The organism is Microcystis sp. M113S1 (assembly GCF_020246945.1).
Classification (GTDB): Bacteria; Cyanobacteriota; Cyanobacteriia; order Cyanobacteriales; family Microcystaceae; genus Microcystis.
The window spans coordinates 1-2,811 of sequence record NZ_JADBSA010000390.1 but is presented as its reverse complement, the minus strand read 5'-3'; the positions used below and the strand labels follow the sequence as shown (position 1 = coordinate 2,811).

The following is a 2,811-nucleotide window of genomic DNA, read 5'->3' as shown; positions in this document are numbered from 1 at the left end:
CCAACCCCCAACCCCCAACCCCCAACCCCCACCAACAAACTTTTTGCCGCAAACCCTAAATAGATTTGGGTTGCTGCTGGAGAAGCGCCCATCCATAGCTTAAGGATAAGGCCAAGAAAGCGAGGGGAAGACTTTCCTTGATTATAAATACACCCAAACCGATCAGCACACAGGGGACAAAGTGGCTACCGTGACTGCTAATTAAATTAGCGATCGCCGGTAATTTAGTCAACTGATGAGCAGTAAAACACCAAACACCCACCAAGATCAGAAAAACGCTGACGATAGTGACTAAATTTGGCCAGGCATTACTAGCGAACAGAGGCAGATAAATGCCGATATTATCACTGCCATTGGCGATGGTAATTGCCGCCACAGCGCAGGTTTGAGGAGAAAACCAGGCCGCCAAAGGAGAAGACGGTGCTGATTCTACAGCCACCTCCAGATGATTATCCGTCTCGGTTTCTTCTCGCTGCCAGAGACTCCGAATTCCGAAAACCACCGGCAACAGGCCGAGAAAACGAATCCACTGAGCCGGAATCAAGAAACTCCCGAAAAAGCCGGTTAAACTCGCCAAAATCAGCAGTATAAAGCCTAAATACTGACCGATAACGATATGACGACGGCGAAAAAGTTTGTTGACTTGGGTAAAAAGAATCGTCAAAATCAGGATGTCATCGAGATTAGTGGCAATAAACGCCGCTATTGCTGTGGATATGGCAGTAATCATGGTAGTCATAGGATTTTTTTCTTAATCGGCTCTTCTGGTCTCGATCGCCCTACTTCCACTCTAGAAAGAGCCATTAATAAAATCAAATATTCTTTCTTGTTGATTTAATAAATTAAAATGATGGAAAGACCAATAGAGACAAAAAACCCATTGCCATGGCCAGAATGACCCTAGATCAACTAGAAATCTTTCTAGCGACTGCTGAACATCTCCACTTCACCAAAGCAGCAGAAGCTTTATATATCACCCAACCGGCCGTGAGTGCCGCCATTGCCTCCCTAGAAAGTGAATACGGGGTGAAATTATTCCATCGCGTCGGTCGTCACATCGAGATCACGGAAACAGGACGTTTATTGCAATTAGAAGCGCAACGCATTCTTACCCAGGTGGCTTTGACAGAAAGGGGATTGGCGGAATTCAACGACTTGCAACGGGGAGAACTGCAATTAGGATCGAGTTTGACTATTGGTAACTATTGGCTCCCGGCAAAAATTAGCGATTTTCAGGAGCGCTATCCGGCAATTAAGATCAATTGCACCCTAGCTAATACGGAAGAAATCTGTCTGGGTACGGCTAACGGACGTTTTGACCTAGCATTAATCGAGGGAGAAGTCAAGAGTGATTTAACACATTGTTTAGAACAGGAGATCGTCGGCAGCGATCGCCTATTAATTATTGTCGGACGTTCTCATCCTTGGTATAAAAGAGAAGCGATCGAATTACCAGAATTAGTCGAAACCCCTTGGGTAATGCGAGAATCGGGTTCGGGAACTCAACAAAGATTCGAGGAAGCGTTACAGAATTGGGGCATCGATTTACGGACATTAAAGGTGACTTTGCTGTTAAATACGGGAGAAATGGTCAAGGCAATCATCGAGAATAGTTTGGCAGCTGCTGGCATTTCCGAATTGATGGTTCAAAAGGAATTAGAATTAGGCACATTGCGATCAATTCGAGTCATCGATACTTCTGGTTTATACCCCCGCTATCTCGAATTTATGCGCCCTTTTTTAAAAATAAAACACCGTCAGCGCTTTCAACCCCGCGTCTGTCAAGTTTTCGAGCAGATGTTGTAATCTGATAGCAATCACCGAAAATTAACCCCTTTCCTTCTAGTCCTTATTACAGATTTTTGGAGATTTCTATTCTTTTTTTACTCTCTCCCTTCAATAATTTTAATTTCTTCCTCGCTTAATCCATAGAGTTTATAAACAATTAGATCAATCAATCAGTAAGGTGCGTTCCCCCTCGTCGATTAGTTGCATAGTCGGAGTTGCAGTGGGGAACGCACCCTAAGAAATCTCTTGGTTCGTTTAGTCTAATTTAAACTCTGTAACATTGCCTTTCCCGTCAGTATTACAGTAACCAGAGACTTTTTTCTTCGGCACAGACCAATTGTAGCTTAATCCACCTCGGTTGATATCTTGGAGTGTTGTTTCTCCCGCATCAATAGAAGACTGAAGTGTTGCGCCGAGAGTCACATTAATATCGGACATCGAAACGTCGCTTCCCATATGGGAAACAACGGAATTTTTGCAATTGCGACCCCAAGCAGCAATACGAGCCTCAATTTTGGCATCGTCGTTGGCACTTCCCGGCTTCATCCAGGTTAACCCAAAAGAAACAGAAAAGAGCACAGTTATGGTGGCGAGAGAAAGAAGTTTTTTCATGGCTAAAGTATTCGAGCAATCAATCTAATTTTGAAGGACACCGAGTAGAATACCTCATAGAGCGTAAAATAGACCAGATTTTTTCCCGTCGCTTATTAATTATAGTTGGCTGATTGACATCCTCACCGCCGTAAACGGACGGTGATTCCCAAACCTCACGATTTGAGTTTCTGCTTCTTTCCTGAAGGATTTTTCGCACCTGCCTTAACAGTTTTACTCTGTTCTGGTCTTATGGTCGCGACCCGGACTGACACCGCAAGTCCTGCGGCCAAAATATTTTTACTAGCGTTAACATCTCGGTCATGGTGCGTCCCACAGTCTGGACAGTCCCATTCTCGAATATTTAACGGCATTTTCTCAGCAATATACCCGCAATTACTACACCGCTTAGAACTAGGAAACCATCTATCT

The 2,811-nt window shown here is 44.1% G+C and carries 4 protein-coding genes; 1 reads left to right on the top strand and 3 read right to left on the bottom strand.

All coding sequences use genetic code 11. The annotated features are described in order from the left end of the window. Positions 1–55 precede the first annotated feature (55 nt). Positions 56–739 (bottom strand): cadmium resistance transporter, encoded by a 684-nt coding sequence (locus tag IM319_RS19785; protein ID WP_287687754.1) that lies wholly within the window; start codon positions 737–739, stop codon positions 56–58. Between the two features lie 146 nt (positions 740–885). Between IM319_RS19785 and IM319_RS19780 the strand changes: the two genes are divergently transcribed. Next, entirely contained in the window at positions 886–1,806 is a 921-nt protein-coding gene (locus IM319_RS19780; RefSeq protein ID WP_287077639.1) for a LysR substrate-binding domain-containing protein, read from the top strand. A 237-nt stretch (positions 1,807–2,043) separates the two neighbouring features. Here the strand turns inward: IM319_RS19780 and IM319_RS19775 are convergent, their stop codons facing one another. Further along, positions 2,044–2,400, bottom strand: a complete 357-nt coding sequence (locus IM319_RS19775) for a hypothetical protein (protein ID WP_287736656.1) — start codon at positions 2,398–2,400, stop codon at positions 2,044–2,046. Positions 2,401–2,555: 155 nt separating this feature from the next. Next, positions 2,556–2,811: zinc ribbon domain-containing protein (locus tag IM319_RS19770; protein ID WP_287736655.1), on the bottom strand; the 256-nt coding region annotated here is incomplete at its 5' end.